General features: G+C 68.4%; 16 protein-coding genes. 11 read left to right on the forward strand and 5 right to left on the reverse strand.

What is annotated here, in order from left to right; all coding sequences use genetic code 11:
* Window positions 1–112 precede the first annotated feature (112 nt).
* From G4D83_RS28830 to G4D83_RS28865, 8 genes are all read left to right on the forward strand, one after another.
* Window positions 113–1,003: a GIY-YIG nuclease family protein gene (locus G4D83_RS28830; protein WP_163868082.1), complete on the forward strand. Its 891-nt coding sequence runs from the start codon at window positions 113–115 to the stop codon at window positions 1,001–1,003.
* A 212-nt stretch (window positions 1,004–1,215) separates the two neighbouring features.
* Window positions 1,216–2,475 carry an endonuclease domain-containing protein gene (locus G4D83_RS28835; RefSeq protein ID WP_205522734.1) on the forward strand — a complete coding sequence of 420 codons (1,260 nt, stop codon included), beginning with the start codon at window positions 1,216–1,218 and terminating at the stop codon, window positions 2,473–2,475.
* Window positions 2,462–3,466 (forward strand): hypothetical protein, encoded by a 1,005-nt coding sequence (locus G4D83_RS28840; protein ID WP_163868083.1) that lies wholly within the window; start codon window positions 2,462–2,464, stop codon window positions 3,464–3,466. Before G4D83_RS28835 ends, G4D83_RS28840 begins: the two co-directional genes overlap by 14 nt.
* Window positions 3,467–3,487: 21 nt before the next feature.
* The gene (locus tag G4D83_RS28845; protein ID WP_205522735.1) at window positions 3,488–7,276 is read left to right on the forward strand and encodes a helicase HerA-like domain-containing protein; all 3,789 of its coding nucleotides are present in this window, start codon (window positions 3,488–3,490) and stop codon (window positions 7,274–7,276) included.
* Window positions 7,277–7,321: 45 nt separating this feature from the next.
* Window positions 7,322–8,767 (forward strand): anthranilate synthase component I family protein, encoded by a 1,446-nt coding sequence (locus G4D83_RS28850; protein ID WP_163868084.1) that lies wholly within the window; start codon window positions 7,322–7,324, stop codon window positions 8,765–8,767.
* Window positions 8,764–9,333 carry an anthranilate synthase component II gene (locus G4D83_RS28855; RefSeq protein ID WP_163868085.1) on the forward strand — a complete coding sequence of 190 codons (570 nt, stop codon included), beginning with the start codon at window positions 8,764–8,766 and terminating at the stop codon, window positions 9,331–9,333. Before G4D83_RS28850 ends, G4D83_RS28855 begins: the two co-directional genes overlap by 4 nt.
* A 21-nt stretch (window positions 9,334–9,354) precedes the next feature.
* On the forward strand, window positions 9,355–10,179 hold the full coding sequence (locus tag G4D83_RS28860) for an aminotransferase class IV (protein WP_163868086.1): 825 nt from the start codon (window positions 9,355–9,357) through the stop codon (window positions 10,177–10,179).
* A gap of 16 nt (window positions 10,180–10,195) precedes the next feature.
* Window positions 10,196–10,777: an RBBP9/YdeN family alpha/beta hydrolase gene (locus tag G4D83_RS28865; RefSeq protein WP_163868087.1), complete on the forward strand. Its 582-nt coding sequence runs from the start codon at window positions 10,196–10,198 to the stop codon at window positions 10,775–10,777.
* A gap of 4 nt (window positions 10,778–10,781) precedes the next feature.
* On the opposite strand, the gene G4D83_RS28870 is transcribed toward G4D83_RS28865, so the two are convergent.
* Window positions 10,782–11,585, reverse strand: coding sequence for a pseudouridine synthase (locus tag G4D83_RS28870; RefSeq protein ID WP_163868088.1), 804 nt, complete (start codon window positions 11,583–11,585; stop codon window positions 10,782–10,784).
* Window positions 11,586–11,711: 126 nt separating this feature from the next.
* On the opposite strand from G4D83_RS28870, the gene G4D83_RS28875 reads away from it, so the two are divergent.
* The gene (locus tag G4D83_RS28875; RefSeq protein ID WP_163868089.1) at window positions 11,712–12,986 is read left to right on the forward strand and encodes a threonine/serine exporter family protein; all 1,275 of its coding nucleotides are present in this window, start codon (window positions 11,712–11,714) and stop codon (window positions 12,984–12,986) included.
* 12 nt (window positions 12,987–12,998) lie between these two features.
* Here the strand turns inward: G4D83_RS28875 and G4D83_RS28880 are convergent, their stop codons facing one another.
* Entirely contained in the window at window positions 12,999–13,415 is a 417-nt protein-coding gene (locus G4D83_RS28880) for a DoxX family protein (protein ID WP_163868090.1), read from the reverse strand.
* Window positions 13,416–13,535: 120 nt separating this feature from the next.
* Here G4D83_RS28880 and G4D83_RS28885 point away from each other — a divergent pair, with 120 nt between their 5' ends.
* Entirely contained in the window at window positions 13,536–14,714 is a 1,179-nt protein-coding gene (locus G4D83_RS28885) for an AI-2E family transporter (protein ID WP_163868091.1), read from the forward strand.
* Between the two features lie 80 nt (window positions 14,715–14,794).
* On the opposite strand, the gene G4D83_RS28890 is transcribed toward G4D83_RS28885, so the two are convergent.
* The 3 genes from G4D83_RS28890 to G4D83_RS28900 form a co-directional block, all read right to left on the reverse strand.
* Window positions 14,795–17,014: an Ig-like domain-containing protein gene (locus G4D83_RS28890; protein ID WP_163868092.1), complete on the reverse strand. Its 2,220-nt coding sequence runs from the start codon at window positions 17,012–17,014 to the stop codon at window positions 14,795–14,797.
* Window positions 17,015–17,200: 186 nt separating this feature from the next.
* Window positions 17,201–18,850: a lamin tail domain-containing protein gene (locus G4D83_RS28895; RefSeq protein WP_163868271.1), complete on the reverse strand. Its 1,650-nt coding sequence runs from the start codon at window positions 18,848–18,850 to the stop codon at window positions 17,201–17,203.
* A 192-nt stretch (window positions 18,851–19,042) separates the two neighbouring features.
* Window positions 19,043–19,513, reverse strand: a complete 471-nt coding sequence (locus G4D83_RS28900; RefSeq protein ID WP_163868093.1) for a YqaA family protein — start codon at window positions 19,511–19,513, stop codon at window positions 19,043–19,045.
* Window positions 19,514–19,760: 247 nt separating this feature from the next.
* On the opposite strand from G4D83_RS28900, the gene G4D83_RS28905 reads away from it, so the two are divergent.
* Complete coding sequence (locus tag G4D83_RS28905; protein WP_163868094.1) at window positions 19,761–20,912, forward strand: oxygen-binding di-iron domain-containing protein; 1,152 nt, start codon at window positions 19,761–19,763, stop codon at window positions 20,910–20,912.
* Window positions 20,913–20,944 lie beyond the last annotated feature (32 nt).

Raw genomic sequence — 20,944 nt, forward strand, 5'->3', positions numbered from 1 at the left:
TGGGCGGTTCTGCCGCCCGTCATCAACGTGGACGCGGTTCGCACGAGTCCCGCCAAAGCGATGAATCCGCGGAATCAAAGAATTTCAAAACCTGGAGTGCTAGAATTGCCGCGTGTCCTCATCAAAGCCCACGTTCTTCGCCACGGACTTCAAGCTCAGCATCACCAAGGCACTCGCCGATCAGCTCGCTGAAAAGCTGGACATCCGCGAAGGCCCCTTACGAAAAGCGCCGCTTACCCAGGAGAATATCAACAGTCTCGAGTCACGCCCTGGCGTGTACCTGTTGTTCCACAATGGTGAACGAGTCTACGTTGGGAAAGCACAGAAATCGCTCCCAAGCCGGCTTCTGAATCATCGAAAGAAGCTAAGTGGCCGAAAGAATATCTCCCTCGAAGAGATCAGCTTCATCTGCCTCTACGTAGACGAGGATCTCGACGCCGCTGCCCCTGAGCGACTCCTGATCAAGAAGTATCGAAAAACAGGCGAGTCAGCGGCCAACGGGGTTCCCTGGAACACGAACGGTTTTGGGAACAAGGATCCAGGAAAGAATCGCGATACGAGCGAAGTCGCTGCAAACCATTTCGACGCGCAATATCCAATCAATCTGGCCTTCAGAGTACAAGGGTTCGAGCCAGGGGACACGACTCTCGCCGAGTATCTCTCTCAGCTGAAATCCAATCTCCCCTACAATCTTCGCTTCGAGAAGAAGGGCGACGCCAAACAGGCATACAAGGCGCGCATACACGTCACTCAAGCCATGCCAACCGCCCAAGAGGCGATTGACCTCGCGATCCAGGCGTTGCCTGAACAGTGGCAAGTGACGGCCCTTCCCGGCTATCTCATTCTCTACCCCAACCCCAAACAAATACCCTACCCGAGCGCTATTTATCGTTGGGTGCGAACGAGAGAGGGAGTCGACGCCCAAAGCCAGGAGATGAAACTTGCTCCTGTCGCAGAGATCGACGAGCGCGAAACCGACCCGAACGACGAAGATCTCGACTGACAAGCGCCTGCGCACGCCGAGCGACTCACGGATGAATGCTTGGTCCACATAGGTGAGCTTTGATGGCCGCCCACAGCGGAGTCGCTTCTGACCCCATCTGGGTTGTGCGCCATTGAATGGAGGTCTTCCGAGGCTGGCTTGCCAGCACATCGCCAGGAGGCGCAGGCTTCCATCCCAGCACGACGGGTCAACGTCACCAGACCCGTGGGGGAATGGGCTTGCTGTCACCGGCGGACACAGCGCTCCTGGACTCGCTGGACCGGCATGCCCGGCGGCGTGCGGAGGGCATCCCCACGCTGAGTGTCCTGGTCGGCCCTCAGGAACGCGCCCTCCTCCTCTGGGATGAATGGCTTCACCGCAGTGGTTTGAAGGCCGCGTCCTCGGGCAGCGAAGACCTTCGCACCACCGTCTCCGCCTGGGCCTGCGCTATCGCCTCCGAGCGCAATCTCTCTCGTGACGCGGAGAGCTATGTCGTCCTCTCCCAGCGCGCCTTCTCCCCTCGCGAGCTGCACTTCGAAGGCAAGACGCCCCACGAGCGCCACGTCCTCTTCGAGCGACTGGAGCCGCCCCACTCCGAGCCCGCCACCTGGGCCTTATGCCGACAGCTCCTCGTAGCGCCTTCTCCTGTAACGCTTGGTGAGCTTCCCGCCGAGGTTCGCGAGGCCATCACTCGCGACCCACTCCGCCTCCTCCACGCTCTTCTTTGCCTCATCCCCGAGGGCCGTGCTCCTGCCCTCCAGCTCCGCGTCTCCCCTTCCGACCCACGCAGCCTGCGCACGGCGACCGCCCTCTGCACCGCGGCCCCCACGCTTCACATCGCCTGCATGCTGCCCCCAGAGTCCCTCGGCGAGCCACGCAGCCGTAAGGAGTCTCATGCCCTCGCCATGCTGCGCGAGGGCCTGCTCGAACTCCCCGACCCCAGCAGCGTCTCCGCTCCGCACGTCACGGCCCTCGCCCCTTCCGCTCCGTTGACGCGCCTCCCAGAGAAGGCTTCCTCCGCGTCGCCGCCCGCGCAGGACGCCAAAGCCGAGCCCCTCCTCGAACGCTTCCGCGAGAGCGCGCAAGCCGTCCACGCAGCGCGACAGAAGGACGAAGCCCGCGCCCGCAGCAAGGCCGAGCGCTTCCTCTACAACAAGATTCTCCAGGTCCACCCAGCCACCCGGGGCCTCTTCGCCCTCAATGCCACCGTGGACCTCGGTGACGGCAGCCGTCCCCTCGAAGTGGACTTCCTGTGCCGCGAGCTGCGGCTCGCCGTGGAGATCGACGGCTACCACCACTTCCTCGACCCCGAGCGCTTCCGCCGCGACAGACGCAAGGACCTTGCCCTCCAGCGCGCCGGGTACTGGGTCGCTCGCTTCCTTGAAGAGGACGTCGTGCCTCGGTACGAAGACATCCTCAAGACGATTGAAACCCTGATGGACGCCCGGCGGCGAGAAGCCGCTTCGCAGAGGACAACGCATGGACAGCGCTGACAACCGGTTGGCGGGACTCGCACTCACCTGGCTCGCCCCCCGTCCCCACCGCGCCGGCACCCGGGCGGAGCTCGACAAGGCCCTGCGCCCCTTCGTGGAACACCGCTTCAGCCGCGCCGAGTGGAAGGCCCACCTCGACTCCGTGCTGGAGCTCCTGCTGCAAGAACAGCTCGTTTCCAAGAAGAACAAGTCGGGCCTGGAGCTGACCGCATCCGGCCTCACCCGCGTCCTCCAGTTCCTGCGCCTCGAACAGCTCCCCAAGGGGTTGACCTGGAAGAAGCTCAAGGCCACCTACCTGCTCGCCAACAGCCTGGAGCTCACTCCGTCCAAGGCCGTGCTGACCCGACTCGCCGACGCGGACGGCGTTCGCGCGGCGGTGCTCGGCCGCCAGTACCCCACCGTGAGCGCGGGAGACCCTTCCCTCTCCCAACTCCGCGACCGGCTCCTCTGGCGTCAGCTCGGCGTGGAGACCGAGCGCCCCTTCTCCCTCGCCGCCGTGCAGTCGCACCTCCTCGGCAAGCTGCTCGGCACCGAGGTGAAGGACCCTCGCAAGGCCGTGGAGCAGCTCACGGCCCGCGTCGCCGGAGCCACGCGCGCCGACGCGGAGGCCGTGCGCCTGACGCTCCTGCGCAAGTGGTTCCTCCCCGAGCAACCCGCCGTCCCCACGGTGGTGTCCACCGCGCCGACGACCGGCGACGCGGAGCCGCCGCCCCCTCGCAAGGAGGACTTCGCCGACCGCGTCCTCTCCGTGGCCCGAGCCCTGCCCACCGGCCGCTTCGGTCGCGACAAGGTGTTCATCTCCCACGTGTGGAAGGCCCTCCAGCCCGAGTGGCCCCACCGCGAGGCCTTCGACGCCGCGCTGCTGGAGGCCAACCGCACCCAGCGCCTGTCGCTGACCCGCGCCGACCTCGTCTCCGCCATGAACCCCACGGACGTCGCCGAGTCCGAGGTGCGCTCCTACGGCGCCAGCTTCCACTTCGTCGTCGTCTGATTCGCCCTTCCAGGAGCGCGCATGTCCAGCGACCCTCGACTCAAGGTCTTCCTCTCCGACAGCGGAGAGGTCTTCAGCGGCGTCCAACAGGGCCAGTACCTCTGGCAGCCCGACCCGTTCGACGTGGAGACGCTCAACGCCCCCGCGCGTCGCGCCTTCAAGCGCCTGCTGGACCGCGCGACGACCACGCCCCCTCCCGACACGGGCAAGCTCCTGCTCCTGCTCGGCGAGTCCGGCAGCGGCAAGACGCACCTGGTGCGAGCCTTCCGCAACCACGCGCACGGACAGAAGCGCGGCTTCACCGGCTACATGCCGATGACCGTGGATGCCGCGCATTACGACAAGTACATCCTCTCCAGCCTCATCGACTCGCTGGACCATCCCTACGACGTGGCCCAGGGCGACGACAGCGGCCTGATGCACCTGTCCAACACCCTGATGAGCCAGTGCACCAGCCTCTTCGCGCCGCTCATCGAGCACGAACAGAAGATTCTCGAGGACGATGAACTGCACGGCACCGTGCGTGCCGTCGCGGACGAACTGCTCGCGGACGCGCGCTTCCGGAACGTGGAGGTGGACCTGCTGCGCGCGCTCATCTACTTCCAGCGCAGGGACCCTCGCATCAACCGCCGCATCTTCAACTGGCTGCGCTGCGAGGAGATTTCGACCGAGGACCGGAAGGTCATCGGCGAGCTCATTCCGCGCACGTCGGATGACGGCCCCGCGCGGATGGTGGAGCACCTGGGCCGACTCATGGGCGCGCTGGGCCATGCGCTGGTGCTCTGCGTGGACCAGGTCGAGGACATCAGCGACTTCGACCAACGCCCGCAGATGGAGAACTCGTTCCGCCGGGCGATGAACACGCTGGCCGCCATCGCGGGCAAGGTGCCTCGGGCCGTGGTCGTCGTCTGCTGCCTCTCCGATTACTGGGAGAAGATGCGGCCCCTGCTGACGCGCGCCATGGTCGACCGCATCGAGAACGACCCGGAGCCCGTGACGCTGGAGCGGACCGTCACCGCGAGCACCGCGCGCGACATCGCGGCACGCCGGCTCCGCTCCCTCTACGAGCAACGCGGCGTGGCCTTCGCCCCCCATACACCGACCCATCCCATTCCTCCCGAGGGCTTCGAGGCACTCGGCGGACAGCGCGCTCGTGATGTCTTGAACGAGTGCCGCCGGTACCGCGAGCGCGCCATCGACCTGCAGCAGCTTCCTGAGGCCTTCCCGCTTCCCACTCCCAACAAGGGCGCGAGTGGTCACGACGTGAAGCCTCCTCCTGGCTCCGGGCCCATCGACATGGACCAGGTGTGGACGGACTTCCGGGCCGCATACAAAGAGAAGCTGCCCGAGGACCCTTCCGATGTGACCGCCCTGCTCGCGTGGGCCATCGAGATGGGCAGCGAGGAGCTGAACGGCTCGCCCCGCTTCCTGGTGAAGACTCGCAACGGCGACGACCTGCTCGACGTCGGCGTCCACCCATCGGGCAACAAGCTCATCCTCGCGCTGTGTGAGCGCAGTTCGAGGGGCGGGGGTCTGGGTCGACAGATGGCGGAGGCCCTCAAGGCCGCGGCCGGCAAGACGCCCGTCCTGGTCCGGACCTCCGAGTTCCCATCCACCACGGGAACGGTGGTGGAAGAGCAACTGGGACATCTCTTCCGTCAGGGTGGGCGTCGTGTGGTCCTGGGAGACAGCGACCTGCGAGACCTGTCGGCCCTGCGAGACTTCCGCGCCCAGCACGTGGGACAGGCGGCCCTCGCGGAGTGGAGCCGCACCGCGCGGCCCGTCACGCGACTCAAGTCGATGGGCGACATCCTCGGGCTGGAGCGACTCGGGCTTCCGCCTCCGCCCACGGGGCCCACACGTCCCAAGACGGATGGCGAGCCCACGAGCCGCGCCCCGAAGAGCGCCGACGTCATAGCCCCGCCCGCTCCATCGCGCGCCAGGACGGAGAACGGCTTCATTCCCAGGCAGGCCGGGTTCTTCGATGGCTCGGTGACCTCGCCTTTCGGGGAACCGCTTCGCGACGCAGCGAGCGAAGTCCACGCGCAGCCCGCGCGTTCGGGAGGCCCCCGTGCGCCTACTGAGGCACGCCCCCCGGACAAGGCCTCATCGAGCCCATCCAGTGCGCCCACCACACCGCGTCCCCCGGACAAGGTTTCATCGGGTTCAGCCAGTAGCTCCACCGCACCGCGCCCCCAGAGCCAGCCGCCCGTCTTCTTGGATGACGCCGAGAGCGCCACACAGAACATGAAGGCGGTGGGTGAGCTGTTGACCGGGCACGAGAGCCGGCCCGTCGGGCAGCCTTCCGGCCCTCCTGTTCCCGGAGGGCTCACGCGGAAACCTCGCCCCACTCCCGCATCAGGCACTCCGGTGGCTCGGGTCACTCCTCCGTCGGGCACTCAGGTAGTTCGGAGCACTCCCCCATCCGGCACTTCGGTGCCTCGCGTCCCTCCCTCATCTGGCACGCTGGTTTCTCCCGGCGCTTCCGCATCTGCCCCCCGGGCTCCTCGCGAGGTGCTCACGGGCCCGCTGGGGATAGGCGCCTCGGAGGGACTCCTCACGCAACCCATCTCCATCGACCCTTCCGAGCTGACGCGGCACAGTGCCTTCCTGGGTGGCTCGGGCAGCGGCAAGACGACGCTCGCGCTCAACATCCTGGAGCAGCTCCTGCTGCGCGGCATCCCCGTCATCCTCATCGACAGAAAGGGCGACCTCGCCACCTACGCCCGCCCCGAGTCCTGGGACGAGCCACTGGAAGACGCCGTGCTCAAGGAGCGGCGCCGGCTGCTGCGCGAACGCGTGGACGTGGCGCTCTATACGCCGGGGCGCTCGGACGGCAGACCCCTGGCCATTCCCATCGTTCCTCATGGCATGGAGACCTTGCCCTCCGAAGAGCGGGAGCAGGGCGTCCAGCAAGCGGCGGATGCCATCGCCGGGATGCTCGACTACAAGACGAGCCCCAATGACAAGGCCGCGAAGGCCCTGCTCGCCCAGGCGCTCCGCCTGCTGTTGAGCCAGTCCTTCGGCAAGGAAGTCACCCTGGAGCTCATCCAGCAGTTCGTCACCTCGCAGGACCCCGCGCTCCTGGAGGCCACGGATGGGATTCCCCAGAAGACCTTCGCGAAGCTCGCTCAGGACCTCAGCGTGCTGCGCATCAACCTGCGCTCACTGCTGACCTCGGGCGGCGAGCGGCTCGACCTGGACGAACTGCTCGGACGCGGCGTGCACGGCATCCCCGGGCGCACGCGACTGAGCATCATCAGCACGAAGTTCCTCGGCGACAATCCGCGCGTCCTCTTCTGGGTGTCCCAGCTCCTGCTGGAGACCCACCGCTGGGCCAGTCAGCACCCCTCGCCCCAGCTTCAGGCCGTGCTCCTCTTCGACGAGGCGGACCTGTACCTGCCCGCGACGAGCAAGCCCGCGACCAAGGAGCCCATGGAGAGCCTGCTCAAGCGCGCGCGCTCGGCGGGCGTCGGCATCATGCTCGCCACGCAGAGCCCTGGAGACCTCGATTACAAGTGTCGGGAGAACGTGCGCACCTGGTGCGTGGGTCGAGTGAAGGAAGACATCGCCATCCGGAAGGTCAGGCCCATGTTCGCCGAGGCCCGCGTGGACGCGGACGCGAAGCTCCCCGGGCAGAAGCCAGGACAGTTCCATGTGCTGCGCGAAGGCAAGGTGCAGCAACTCAAGGCCGACCGCTCCGTCATGCGCACCGACCAACTCTCCGAGGACGAGATTCTCCGGTTCGCTCGCCAGACACGCGAGCAGCAGACCACTCCAGGGCCGGCCAGGCCCACGGGGACGGACTGAAGTCCCGCGAAGGACCCTCGACTTCCTGCTAGGAAGCGCCCCGGAATGAGTACCCGGCCGCTTCCACCTCCGCTGGACCGAGCGCGCTTCGATGCGCTCGTGGCCCAGGGCTTCAATCAAGTCCCCGTCGTCCGACGGTTGGAGCCGGGCGCCCTGCGTCCTGTGGACCTGCTGCGCGCCCTCCCCCTCGGACATCGGTTCCTCCTGGAGAGCACCCGTGTCAGCGAGGAGGGGCGCTACTCCTTCCTGGGCTCGCAGCCGTTCCTCCGATTCTCCGCCAAGGGCGACCAGGCCTTCATCGACGACGAGCCCCAAGCAGGCCCACCGCTGGACACACTCCGCGCGCTGTTCAAGCGGTGGCGAGGCGTGCGGCTGCCGGGCCTGCCCCTCTTCCTCGGCGGCGCGGTGGGCTTCTTCGCCTACGAGGCCAATCACTACTTCGAGAAGCTCCCCCTCCATCCGAACGATGACCTGAAGGTGCCGGACATCGCCCTGTCCTTCGTGGACACCTTCCTCGCGGTGGACCACCTCGAAGGACACCTGCTCGCCATCGCCACGGGCTCGGACTGGGAGGACTGCGCACGGCGACTGGACGCACTCGAAGCCCACGTGCATCGAGCCGTCCCTACGGCGCCCCCGTCACCACCGAGCACCTCCACCGTGGAGCCTCGCTCCAACTTCACGCAGCAGGGCTACCTGGACGCGGTGGAGCGCGTGCGCGAATACATCCGCGCTGGAGACACGTATCAGGTCAACCTCTCACAGCGCCTGGAGGTCGACTTCCCCGGCGAGCCGCTCGCGCTCTACGAGACGCTCTCCGCCGCGAACCCCGTCCACTTCGCCAGCTACCTCGAAGGCGACGGCTTCCACGTCGTGAGCGCTTCACCGGAGCGGCTGGTCCGCGTGGAGCAGGGCCGCGCCATCACCCGTCCTATCGCCGGCACCCGTCGCAGAGGCACGCCCGAGGAGGACGCCCGCTTCGTCCACGAACTGCGCACCAGCGAGAAGGAGCTCGCCGAACACGCGATGCTCGTGGACCTGGAGCGCAATGACTTGGGACGCGTCTGCGCGTACGGCTCCGTCGAAGTCACGAAGCTGATGGAAATCGTCGAGTACGCCCACGTCCTCCACATCGAGTCAGAGGTGACAGGGCAGCTCGCTCCGGGCATCGAGCCGCTCGACGTGGTGGGCGCGCTGTTTCCCGGTGGGACGATTACCGGCGTGCCGAAGATTCGCACCATGCAGCTCATCACCGAGCTGGAGCCTCACGCGCGAGGCCTCTACACCGGTTCGCTCGGCTACGTGTCCTTCACCGGCGACCTGGACCTGAACATCGTCATCCGCACGCTGCTCGTGAAGGACGGTCGAGCCTACGCACAGGTGGGTGGCGGCATCGTCCACGACTCGCAGCCGCGCCAGGAATACAAGGAGACGCTCAACAAGGCGCGCTCACAGCTCCTCGCCCTCTCCGCGAGTGGAGGCGCGCGATGATTCTCCTCATCGACAACTTCGACTCGTTCACCTTCAACCTCGTCCAGGCGCTCGGGGCCCAGGGTGCGCGCTTGAAGGTGGTGCGCAACGACGCCCTCACCCTGGCCGACGTCGAGGCACTCCATCCCGAGCGCATCGTCATCTCCCCCGGCCCGGGTACGCCCGAGGACGCGGGCATCTCCCTGGACGTCATCCGCGCCTTCGGTGGACGCGTGCCCCTGCTCGGCGTGTGTCTGGGACACCAGTGTCTCGGGCAGGTGTTCGGCGCGAAGGTGGTGCGCGCCCCCGTGCCCGTCCACGGCAAGACGGCGGAAGTCGAGCACGCGGAGCAGGGCGTCTTTCACGGACTGCCCCGGCCCTTCACCGCGGCGCGCTACCACTCGCTCGTGGTGGAGCGTGAGGGCCTGCCGGACTGCCTGGAGGTGACGGCCTGGCACGAAGGGCTCATCATGGGCATGCGTCACCGGGAGCTGCCCGGACTGGAAGGCGTGCAGTTCCATCCCGAGTCCTTCCTCACCACGCACGGTCCCCGGTTGCTCGCCAACTTCCTGGCGGCTCGGCGCTGAAGCACGACGGAGCCCTCACGCATGTTCTCCACGGTGGCGGTGAATGGTGAGGTGCGGCGCTGGGAAGACCTCCCCCTGCACGACTTCGCCCAGGGCTTCTTCTTCGGCGCCGGCTTCTTCACCACCTTCCGCGTCGACGACGGAGCTCCCCTCTTCCTCGCGCGGCACCTGCGACGCCTCACCGAAAGCCTCGCCGCATTCCCGGAGGCCGTCCGCGCGCCACCGTCCGAGCTGCTCCACGTCGACGCCGTACGAGCGTCCCTTCGTCGCTGCCTTGAATCCGACTCCGCGCTCGGCTCGCGCTTCACGGGCATCGGCAAGCTCACCGCGAGCGATGGTCGGCTCCTGCTCACCTTCAGGCCTCCCGCGCCGGACGCGGAGCGACTCCAACGCGAAGGACGCGCCGTGGACACCGTGGAGGCCAATGCCTACCGACACGGGGAGCCGCTGCCGAATCACAAGGGCCTGTCGTACTTCCGCCAGTTCTCGCTCATGCAGCGCCTCCCGCTGCTGGCCAATGACGCGGGGCACGCGTGCGAGCTGCCCACGGCGAACCTCTTCATGCTCCTGGACGGCGCGCTCGTCACGCCGCCACTGGATGCGCCGTGCCTTCCGGGCATCATCCGCGCGGTGCTCCTGGACGCGGGCCACATCGACGACATGCCCGTGCGCGAAGACGTCATTCCACTGACGCGGCTGTCGGACGCGCGGGCCTGCGTCTTCACCAACTCCGCGGTGCTGGCCACGGGCGTGACGAAGCTGCTCGGCCGGGCCTTGCCCGACAGCCTGTCACTGGCGGCGCGAATCCGGGAACACGTCCTGGCCATGGCGTCGCGCGAGGGTTGAGGCAGACTGGGCGGCCATGAGCCGTTCCCTCGTCGTCGTTCACCGCTGGGCAGGACGTCCGGACACCGACTTCTATCCCTGGCTCGAGGAGCAGCTGCGTCAGCCTCCGGCGCCCTTCGACTCCATCCTCACGCTGGACATGCCCGAGCCGGGCACCCCCACCATCGAAGGCTGGGGCTCCGCGCTCACACAGGCCCTGGGGCCGGTGCCTCCACCGTCCACGGTGCTCCTGGGCCACAGCGTGGGCTGTCAGACCATCCTCCGCTACCTCGCCGCGATGCCCGAGGGACACCGCGTGGAGGGCGCCGTGCTCGTCGCGGGCTGGTTCGAGGTGGACAAGACCTGGGGCTCGCTGCAGCCATGGCTCGACACGCCCATCGACTTCGCACGCGTCCGCGCCGCGCTGGGCCACTGCGTGGTGGTGCTCTCGGATGGAGACCCGTTCACCTCCGACTGGCGCCGCAATCGCCAGCTCTGGGAGGAGCGGCTCGGCGCTGAAGTCATCGTCGTCCCGGGCGGACGACACTTCAACAACCCGCGCGAGCCCGCCGTGCTGGAGGCGTTGCTGTCGCGCTTCGGCACCCGCCCGACACCGTAGACAATCAGGGCTCCGCGGGACGAAAGCCCAGTCCCTCGGAGACCTCTTCGTCCCGCAGCGCGCGCCACGTGCTCTCGGCCACATCCAGTACCACGGTGCCCACGGCCTCGCGGTGCAGCGTGAGCACCGGATGTCCCACGGCGGCCAGCATCCGCTTCACCTGGTGGTGCCGCCCTTCCGTCAGCGTCAGCTCCACCACGTCGGGCTCGCGCAGCCGAGCCTCCGCCGGACGCGTGAGTCCATCCTCCAGCTCCACGCCCTCTCGCAGCTTCTGTAGCGCCACAGGGCCCGGCCGCCCCGATACGCGCGCCACATAACGCTTGGACAGGTGCGTCTCCGGGGCCGTGCCGTGTCGCACGAATCGCTCGTCGTTCGTGAAGAACAACAACCCCGTGGTGTCCCGGTCCAACCGCCCCACCGCGAACCACTCGAAGCCGAGCAGCGACTCGGACAGCACCGCGCGCAGGCGCTCGAACACCGTGCCCACGCCCTCCGGGTCCGAGCCGTGCACCACCGGCCCCGCCGGCTTGTGGAACATCAACACCCGCGTCGACGCCGCGAGTGAGCACTCCCGCCCGTCCACGCGCACCACCCCACCGAGGCGCACCGGCGCGAAGGGCTCCAGCTCCACGCGTCCCTCCACCTCCACCCGCCCCGCGCGAATGGCCGCCTCCGCATCCACTCGAGGCAGCACCCCGGCTCGCCCCAGGGCGCGCGCCAGCCAGTCCGAGCGTCCGTCCTCGGCGGCCTCCGCGTCCCTGCGCCGCGCCGCCTCCAGCCAGCGGGGCGTCTTGCTCTTTCGCGCCATCCTCTCGTCAGCTCCCTTCCTCACCCCGACATCCCACGTCCACCTTGGAGAACCAACGAGCACGTGTCTTCCGAGGGAGAAGCGGCGGACAGGCGGACGTCACGGCGCCGCCATTTGACTCCACCCGTGCGCCTCTGCCATTGCGCCGCCGTGGCCGTCCCTCCTGAAATCGCCGCTTCGCTCCAACACTTCCCGCCGCCCTCGGGGCCGTCCGTCGCCTTCACGCTGCGACTGGCCGAAGCGCTGCACCGCTACGGCACCCCCGCGCACCGGCTGGAAGGGCTGATGCAGCGCGTGTCGGAGCGCCTGGGCCTGGAGGGCCGCTTCTTCTCCACGCCGACGTCCCTCTTCGCGTCCTTCGGTCCACCAGAAGCGCTGCGCACCAGCCTCATCCGCGTGGAGCCCGGCGACATGGACCTGGAGCGGCTCACGCTGCTGGACGTGCTCGCCGACGACGTCATCCAGGCGCGCCTCACGCCCGCCGAGGGTGCCCTGCGCGTGGAGGCCATCCTCGCGCGTCCACAGCGCTTCGGCCCCGTGCTCCAGGTCCTCTGCTGGGCCTTGGCCGGCGGAGCGGGCGCTCGGCTCTTCGGCGGAGGGCTGAAGGAGATGGCGGTGGCGACGGTGAGCAGTCTGCTCATCGGCCTGCTGAGCGTGGCGACGCAGCGACAGCCGTCCACCGCGCGCGTGCTGGAGCCGGTGGGCGCCGTGCTCTCCTCGGCGCTCGCCGTCCTCGCCGCGAGCCTCATCGGCCCGATGTCCGTCCAGGTCGCCACGCTGGCGGGGCTCATCGTCCTCTTGCCCGGCCTGACGCTGACGGTGGCCCTCAACGAGCTGGCCACGCGCCACCTCATCTCCGGCACCTCGCGACTCACGGGCGCGGCGGTGGTGTTCCTCCAGCTCGGCTTCGGCGTCGCGCTGGGCAGCCGACTCGCGGAGCTGCTGCCGCCGCCCGTCGCGCCGACCGTCGCCGCCGCGCTGCCCGCGTGGACGCAGGCGGCGGCCCTGGCCGTGGCGGGCGTGGCCATTGGCGTGCTGTTCCGCGCGCGCCCTCGCGACTGGGGTTGGATTGCCGCCGCGGGCACCTTCGCCTTCACCGGCGCGCGACTCGGCTCGGAGCTGCTGGGGCCTCAGCTCGGCGCGTTCGTGGGCGCGCTGCTGCTCGGCATCGGCGGCAACGCGCTGGCGCGGCTGCGCAACAAGCCCTCCGTCACAATTGTGGTGCCGGGACTGATGCTGCTCGTGCCCGGCAGCGTGGGCTTCCGCAGCCTGTCCTCGCTGCTGGAGCGGGACGTGGTGGCGGGAGTCGACACGGCCTTCAACATGCTGATGGTCGCCGTGGCGCTGGTGGCCGGCCTCTTGTCCGCCAACGCCCTTGTCCCGCCGCGCAAGGTGCTCTGAAACGCGCGCGCCTCAGCCCAGGCGCGTGAAGTAGATGGCCGCGAGCGACAGCAGGAAGTACGGCACCAGCCCGCCCGCGCCCGCGTAGTCCTTGGCCATGCGCTGCCCGAAGAACAGGGACACCAGCGACACGGCGGACACGAGCGCGCCCCAGAAGGCCAGCATCGCGCTGCCCGTGGCGATGAGCGCCACCAGTCCGGCGGCACTGAGGGCGCCCGCGGCCAGCTCCATCAAGGTGATGACGCCGAGCATCAACGGGACGACACCCCGCAGGGGACTCTTGGCGAAGTGGCCGGTGAGCCAGCCCAGGTTGCCCTTCCAGTCGATGACCTTGTCGAGCCCGGACTGGAGGAACAGGATGGCGAGGAAGGCGGAGCACAGCGCCTGAAGCAGCCACGTGGTGAACTGAGTCGATTCGAAAGCCGGCATGGCGCGGCACTCTAGCCGCCTGGGGCCCGGGCCCAAGTCTTCTCCTCTGGAGACCTGCCAGGCAGCCGTGGGGGTCGCTCCCCCCTTCCCTCCCGGGGAATGAGCCCTAACTTCACGGGTATGGCATCCGAGCAGACCGCCCGGCGCGTCTTCACCGGCCTCATCCTGCTGTCCATCGTGCTGCTGGCGCTGGTCATCCAGCCCTTCGCCAAGGGCATCTTCCTGGCCGCGGTCCTGGCGGGGGCGTTCTACGGCGTGCACTCCCGGCTGACGCGCAAGCTGCGGGGACGCAAGAACATCTCCGCCGGCCTCATCTGCACCATGGTCGTCCTCGCGTTGCTGCTCCCCCTGGGAGGGCTCACGGCCTTCGTGGTCGCCGAGGTGTCCTCCGGTGCGCAGTTCGTCACCAAGACGGTGCAGCAGGAGGGCGTCGAAGGCCTGGTGCAGAAGCTGCCGGGGCCGGTGCGCAGGGGCGTGCAGAGCCTGATGGAGCGGCTGCCCATGGAGGAGGCGCACCTGGACGAGAAGCTCCAGGAGCAGGTGAGCAACCAGGGCGGCACGGCGGCGCGCGCGGTGACGGGCGCGGTGGCTGCCACGGGCTCCATCGCCTTCCAGACGGTGATGATGCTCATCGCCCTCTTCTTCTTCCTCACGGACGGGCGGGAGCTGGTGCAGTGGATTGAGAGCGTGTCTCCGCTGCGACGCGGCGAGACGCTGGAAATCATGCGCGAGTTCCGCGGCGTGTCCGGCGCGGTGCTGCTGTCGTCGCTGGCCACCGCGGGCGTGCAGGCCTTCGCGGCGCTCATCGGCTTCTTGATTGTCCAGGTACCCGCGCCGTTGTTCTTCGCGGGCGTCGCCTTCTTCATGGCGCTCATCCCCGCGGTGGGCGCCGCGATTGTGGTGCTGGCGGCCTCGGCGCTCATGTTCTTCAGCGGACACCCCTGGGCCGCGCTCTTCCTGGCCATCTGGGGCACGGTGGTGGTGGGGCTGGTGGACAACATCGTCAAGCCGCTCTTGGCCAAGCGCGGCATGCACCAGCACGGCGCCATCGTCTTCTTCTCGCTGCTCGGCGGCCTCGCGGCGTTCGGCACGGTGGGCCTGCTGCTCGGCCCGCTCATCGTCGCCTTCTTCCTGGCCCTCGTCCGCATCCACGAGCGCGACTACGGCCGGAGCCACCCCGGCCCCGACAGCCCGAGCACGCCCGGCCCCCAGGATGAGCGAGGGCCGGACGGCTCATTGGCCGCCGGGACTTCGAGCTCGGAAGGCGCTCTCACGTCCTCGACGAGGGAGAGTCACTGAGCCTGCGGCAGCCTCGCTCACGCAGGGAGCGGGACTCGGCGGGAGACCGGGGCGTCAAGGTCGCCTGACACCCCGGAGACTCAGGGCACGGTGACGTTCACCGCCGTGCTGGTTCCCAGGTTGCCCGCCGCGTCGTAGGCACGCGCGGTGAGGGTGTGTGCACCGGAACCCGCCGCGGAGGCATCCCAGGTCACCGCGTAGGGCGCGACGGCATCCAGTCCGACAAGCGTGGCGCCGTCGTAGAACTCGACGCGGTTGACGCCCACCACGTCGGCGGCGGTCGCGGAGAGGTTCACGCTTCCTTCGACCTGAGCCCCCTTCGCCGGAGTGAGCATCCAGACGCCGGGAGCCGTGGTGTCCGCCTGGCCCACTTCGAAGACGAGGTCGTCGTTGTCATTGAGGGAACCGCCCGCGCACGTCGAGGCCCCCGTGGAGTACGAGCGGTAGACAGCCCTCACCGCCTGCACCGGGCTGGCCCCGAGCGTATACGTCGTCGAGAAGACCTGGACTCCGCTGCCCGACGTGGTGAACGTCGCCATCAGCGTCCAGACCGCCGGGCTCACCCCGTTCGACGTGTAGAGGTAGAGCGTGTAGTTGCTGGAGGCCCACACCGGAACGTCCAGGCGCACCTGCGAGCCGGGCATGAAGACGCCCCCCGCGAGACTCGTCACCCGGAGGGCCTCGATGGACCCCTGCGCTCGGTAGTTGCCCTCCTCTCCATCCATGCACGAAGGGCTGATGCTGAGCGAATTGGGGGAGTTGCGTTCGGGCCCAGCGCTCAACGTCCCGCGCCCTTCGAGCAACACACCCGAATCGCAGAGCGCGCTCGCACCCGTGCACTTCGGCACCTTGAGCACGGAGTCGTAGCGCGCATAGCGCCGCCCCGTGTTCGCGACCACCACATTGATGGGAGCGCTCGGAGGCGAGACATTTCCAGACGTGTCACGCGCGGTTGCCGTGAGCTGGTACGGACCGTTGTCCCACTCGAATGTCCGCCACGTCCCCCACCACGGCTGCGTCGTGGTGTTCCCCAGGTATCCGGTGAGGAACGAGCCGTTCACCAGGAAGGACACGCTCTGCATGCCGACATCGTCCGTCGCATTCGCTTCCAGGTGGGCAGAGCCGGAGAGCACCGAGCCCTCGGCCGGCGCGACCTGGGTGATGACGGGAAGGACTGTATCCAGCGCGTACTGCACGGCGACCGGTGCACTCACTCCCACGTTGCCCGCCGAGTCATAGGCACGCGTCGTCAGGACATGCGTCCCGGGACTGATTCCCGTCGGGTTCCACGTCACGTAGTAGGGAGAGGAGGCATCCGTCGCGATGAGCGCGGAGTCGACATAGAACTCGACCCGCGTCACGCCCACGTCATCCGCCGCCGAGGCGAAGAGGGTGATGCTGGTGGCGACCCGGGCCCCATCCGACAGGCCGGTGATGGCCGTGGAGGGCGGCGTGGTATCCGGAGCCACCGTGAAGGTGACCGGCACGCTCGAGGCGAGGTTGCTTGCGGTGTCGACAGCCTTGGCCGTCACGGTGTGGCTCCCCAGGGACGGATTCGCCCAGGAGAAGGAGTACGGAGACGTGGTGTCGGCCCCGAGCAACGTCGCGCCGTCGTAGAACTCCACCCGGGCCACGCCGACGTTGTCCGTCGCGCTCGCGTTCAGCGTCACGGGGGTCGGGAGCGAGGCCCCCGCGGCGGGCGAGGTCAGGGAGACCGTCGGCGCGGTGGTGTCCGAGCCGCTCACGGCGAACACCAGGTCGTCATGGTCGTCGGTGGTTCCGACTCCGCAGGGCACCGCGGTCCCTCCCAACCGGAAGCGGCCACGAATGGCCTGCATCGAGGCGCCCGACGGCAGGACGTACGAAGCGGTCAGGGTCTGCGAGCCAGCGAAGTACAGGCTGTACGTGCCAATCCGGACCCAGGTGGGGTCACTCGCATTGGCGGCGTAGAAGAGGTCGAGCACGTCATACCGATAGTTCGTCGATGAGGCATAGACCCGCGCTTCGACTCGTACGGTCTTCCCCGGCGCGAACGCGGTGCCATTGGTCGTCGCGACCTTGAGGCCATCCAAGGATTCGCTGACGTGGAACGCGCCCGAGTTGCCATCCGCACAGGAGCCGCTCACGGTATTGGGTGCATACAGCTCGGGGCCGACCGTGCCCCGCCCCTCCAGGAGGTAGCTGGAATCGCAATCACTCCCCAGGACCGCGCAACGCGGCACCCGCAAGGTCGCGTCGTAGGACGCGTACTGGAGGGTCTGGCGTGACTGCTCCAGGTCCAGGTCACTCCCGACTTCCACCGCCTCGTCCCCTCCGCAGGCGGTCATGAGCATGAGGGAAAACGCACAAGCTGATCGCTTCAATGGCATGTATCTCTCCGTCCCCATCTCCATACGGACGGACACTGGCAATCTGGCGATTCCGGTCGTGCGGAGGGCCCCGCGTCCCCTCCCTTCGCAAGAGAGGACGCGGGAACCAGGACCTCGTTAGAACGCCGCGCCGCTCGCGCGTCGGCCCGGAGAGGCCGACAGGCTGGACAGGCTGGAGTGCAGCACGAAGGTGGCGCTCGAGCCCAGGTCCGGGCTGCGGTTCGCGGAGACTCCGTCGGTGCCGGACACGGCCGCCGACAGCGTCGCCGTGGACACCACCGTGCCGGACGCGTTCTTCACCGTCACGGTGTCACCGCTGTTCGACAGGCCCAGCGTGCCCGTGGACGCGGCCACGGCGCCCGGCGTGCCCGACGGGATTCCCGCCGCGCCACCGAACACCACCACCACGCCGCCCGCCGCCACCGAGGCGCCGCTGGGGAACGTGTGCCGCACGCCCGTGGCGTCGGACACCGTCCACCCGGACAGGCTCAGCGAGGCCGTGCCCGTGTTGACCAGCTCCACGAACTCGCCGTTCACGTCGGAGCCGGCCTCGTTCACCATCACCTCGTTGATGATGAGGTTGCCGGTGCCTCCGCCACCTCCGGACGCAATCGAGAAGGTCTCGTTGCTGGTGTCGGTGATGCTGGAGTTGGACGTGTCCGTCACGCGCACCCGCGCGGTGGTGCTCGTGGTGGCCGGCAGCGTCCACGACAGGCGCCCCGCCGAGGCGGAGGTGCTCGACGACAGCGTCGTCCAGGTGCTGCCATTCAGCGTGTACTCCACCCGCACGTTCGTCACGTTCGACGACGTCCACGTAATCGCCTGCGCGCTGCTCGGGGTCCAGCTCTCACCGCCGTTGGGCGACGTCACCGTCACGCTGGACGACACCGAGTCACTGGGGATGAGGAAGTCCTTGATGATGCCCATGTGCTGCATGCCGGACGCGCCGCTGTCGCCGGAGACCGCGGGGGACAGGTCACCGATGGGCGAGTACACCCGCGTGTCCACGACGAGGCCGTTGGCGAACGAGCTGCTCCCGATGACCACCGACGTCTGGTACTGCCGCAAGTCGCTGTCCACCAGCACGTGGTCATAGGGGCTGTTGCGGCCCGCGTTGGTGTTGGTGTTGCCGTTGCGGTCCGCCGGGTACGGACTGGCGGTGGAGACCACCGACGAGAAGGTGCTGAAGCACGCCTCGGAGCGGCTGCTGGTGTTGAAGTCGCCGCCGATGACCAGGTAGTCCCCCGCGGGGATGTTGGCCTGGATGCGGCTGACCAGGCTCGCCGCCTCCGTGTTGCGCGTGCTGGCGTTCGACGTCAAGAGGTGCACGCTCACCGCCCACAGGTCCTTGGGCCCCGGGATGTCGATGCGCGCCCAGGCGAAGTCGCGGTTGGTGACCTGCGGGTCATCCCACTCGCCCGAGGCGATGATGGGGTAGCGGCTGATGATGCCGTTGGGAATCTGCGCGCCGGCCTCGCGGTAGTACGAGAAGCCCGAGCCGAACGCCGTGTTCACGAAGCTCCGGATGTCCGCGGCGGAGTCCGTCAGGTAGTTGAACTCCTGAATCAGCACGACGTCCGCGTCCGTGCCCTGGAAGATGCGGATGCCGTGGCCCGGGTCATAGTCCTGCCCGTTGCCGCTGGAGAGGTTGGCCGCCATGACGCGCAGCCGCACGCTGGCCAACGGGTCCTGACGCTCGGCGAGCGGGGCCTCTTCGGTGACGGGCTCCTCGCCACCGCAGGCGGTGAGTCCGAGGAAGAGCGACATGAGCCAGAAGCGCCACGACGACAGCACACGCGTGGATACGGCGAGGTTGTTTCGCACGAAGTCCGGTCCTGCTCCGGTAGAGGAGCTGTTGAGTAGTCGGGCAATCAGTGCCCAAGACCACAGCCTCAACTTACCCGGATGTCGTGCTGACACGGCGCGTGAAACACGATTGAAACATGACGCACCATCGCCCTACAGGGATGCGGCGGTGGAGATGGCGACGAATGCGTAACGCAGGCCCTTGCCCAGGGTGACGAACACGATGAAGGGCAAGGGCTTCACGCCCACCACGCCACCGGCGATGACGAACGCGTCACCGATGATGGGCAGCCACGACATCACCAGCGCGGGCGCGCCCCAGGTGCGCAGCCGCGCCTCCACCTTCTGCAGGCGGGGCCCCTCCTTCTCTCGCCGCCGGGCGTACCAACGTCCCAAGGGTCCGCCTCCGCCGCGCGCCACCCACAGGCCCAGCACGTAGAGCGACAGCGCGCCCAACACGTTGCCCACCGTCGCCACGCCCGTGGCCAGCATCGGCGGGGTGCCGCCATAGATGAGCGCGGCGAGCAGCGCCTCGGAGGGCACGGGCACCACGGAGCCCGCCAGCATCGCGACGAGGAAGAGACCTGGGAGCCCCCAGGTGGAGAGCATGGCTGCGTCGGGCATGGTGGGTGGGTGCGAGCGGCCCCGGCAGTGTGCCACGCGCGTGGCGCCCGCGAGGAGATTCCTCGAAACCGCCTGCTCCCACCCCGCGTGCGAGCCTGTGCACCGCACGAAATGCGTGGCGCTCCTCGCGGGCGCAGGCCTTGCGCGCGTGACGAGGGCCTTCGCCCGTGCTCGGGGCGGCGAGGGCGGCGGCGCACCCCTTGCTATGGGCGGGAACCATCACCTCCCCCCGAAGGAACTCCGCGTCATGAGCAGCAGCGACCTTCCCGCGCCGAGCCTGAGCAACGACCTCCGCATCGTCCCCGTGGAGATTGCTCCCGAGACGTTCTGGGTGGGCAAGCGCGAGCCCGGGAACATCTTCTACGCCAACCCCTACCTCCGGCGGTTCCGGGGCACGGACGCGAAGACGCAGCGGGCCGCGGAGTTCAACCTCCTCATCGACCCTGGCTCCAGCAGCGACTTCTCCACCATCCACACCAAGGTGACGTCGCTCATCGGCGGCATGGAGCGGCTGTCGGCCCTCTTCATCAACCACCAGGACCCGGACGTGGGCTCGTCGGCGAGCATCATCTCCGCGCGCTACGCGCCCCGGGCGGGCCTGCTCTGCTCGGAGGACACGTGGCGGCTCATCGTCCACCAGAACCTGCCGCGCAACCGCTTCATCCCCACGGAGAAGTTCGCTCAAGGGCTGAGCGTGCCCACCGGCCACAAGCTGTTGCCGGTGCCCTCGCCCTTCTGTCACTTCCGGGGCGCGGTGATGCTCTATGACCCGCAGACGCGCGTGCTCTTCACGGGCGACTTGTTCGGCGGCCTCACCGACGCCAACGCCAAGGGCCTGTGGGCGGACGAGTCCGACTGGGCGGGCATCCGCGCGTTCCATCAAATCTACATGCCGGTGAACGCCGCCCTGGCGCGCGTCGTCGCCACCATCCGCAAGCTCGCGCCGGCGGTGGAAATCATCGCGCCGCAGCACGGCCGCGTCATCCGAGGCCCGCTGGTGCAGCAGTTCCTGGAGCGAATGGAGAAGCTCCAGGTGGGCCTGGACATCATGGACGAGGCGCAGGACCGCACCCACCTCCAGGCCTGGAACTCGGTGGTGGACCGCGTGCTGGCGCTGGCGCGGGGCTACCTGGGCGACTCGGTGGACGTGAAGCTCGGAGCCAGCGAGGACCTGGCGGACACGTCGACGTTCGAGGGGAATCGACTGGTGGTGCACAAGCTGGGCAAGTGGACCGTCGAGCACGTGGTGGACGTGCTGTGCAAGGGCGAGCCGCCTGAAATCGCCGGGCCCATCATGGTGGAGGCCACCAGCGCCGCCGCCGAATACAACCTGCCCACGCCGCACCTGGACATCGAAGGCGCGGGAGCGCCGTCGCACATCTCGCTGTTGGACCCCTGAGCGGGCGGCTCGGGGCCAACGGACGACGAGGG

This window comes from Myxococcus eversor, from assembly GCF_010894455.1.
GTDB classification, from domain to species: Bacteria; Myxococcota; Myxococcia; order Myxococcales; family Myxococcaceae; genus Myxococcus; species Myxococcus eversor.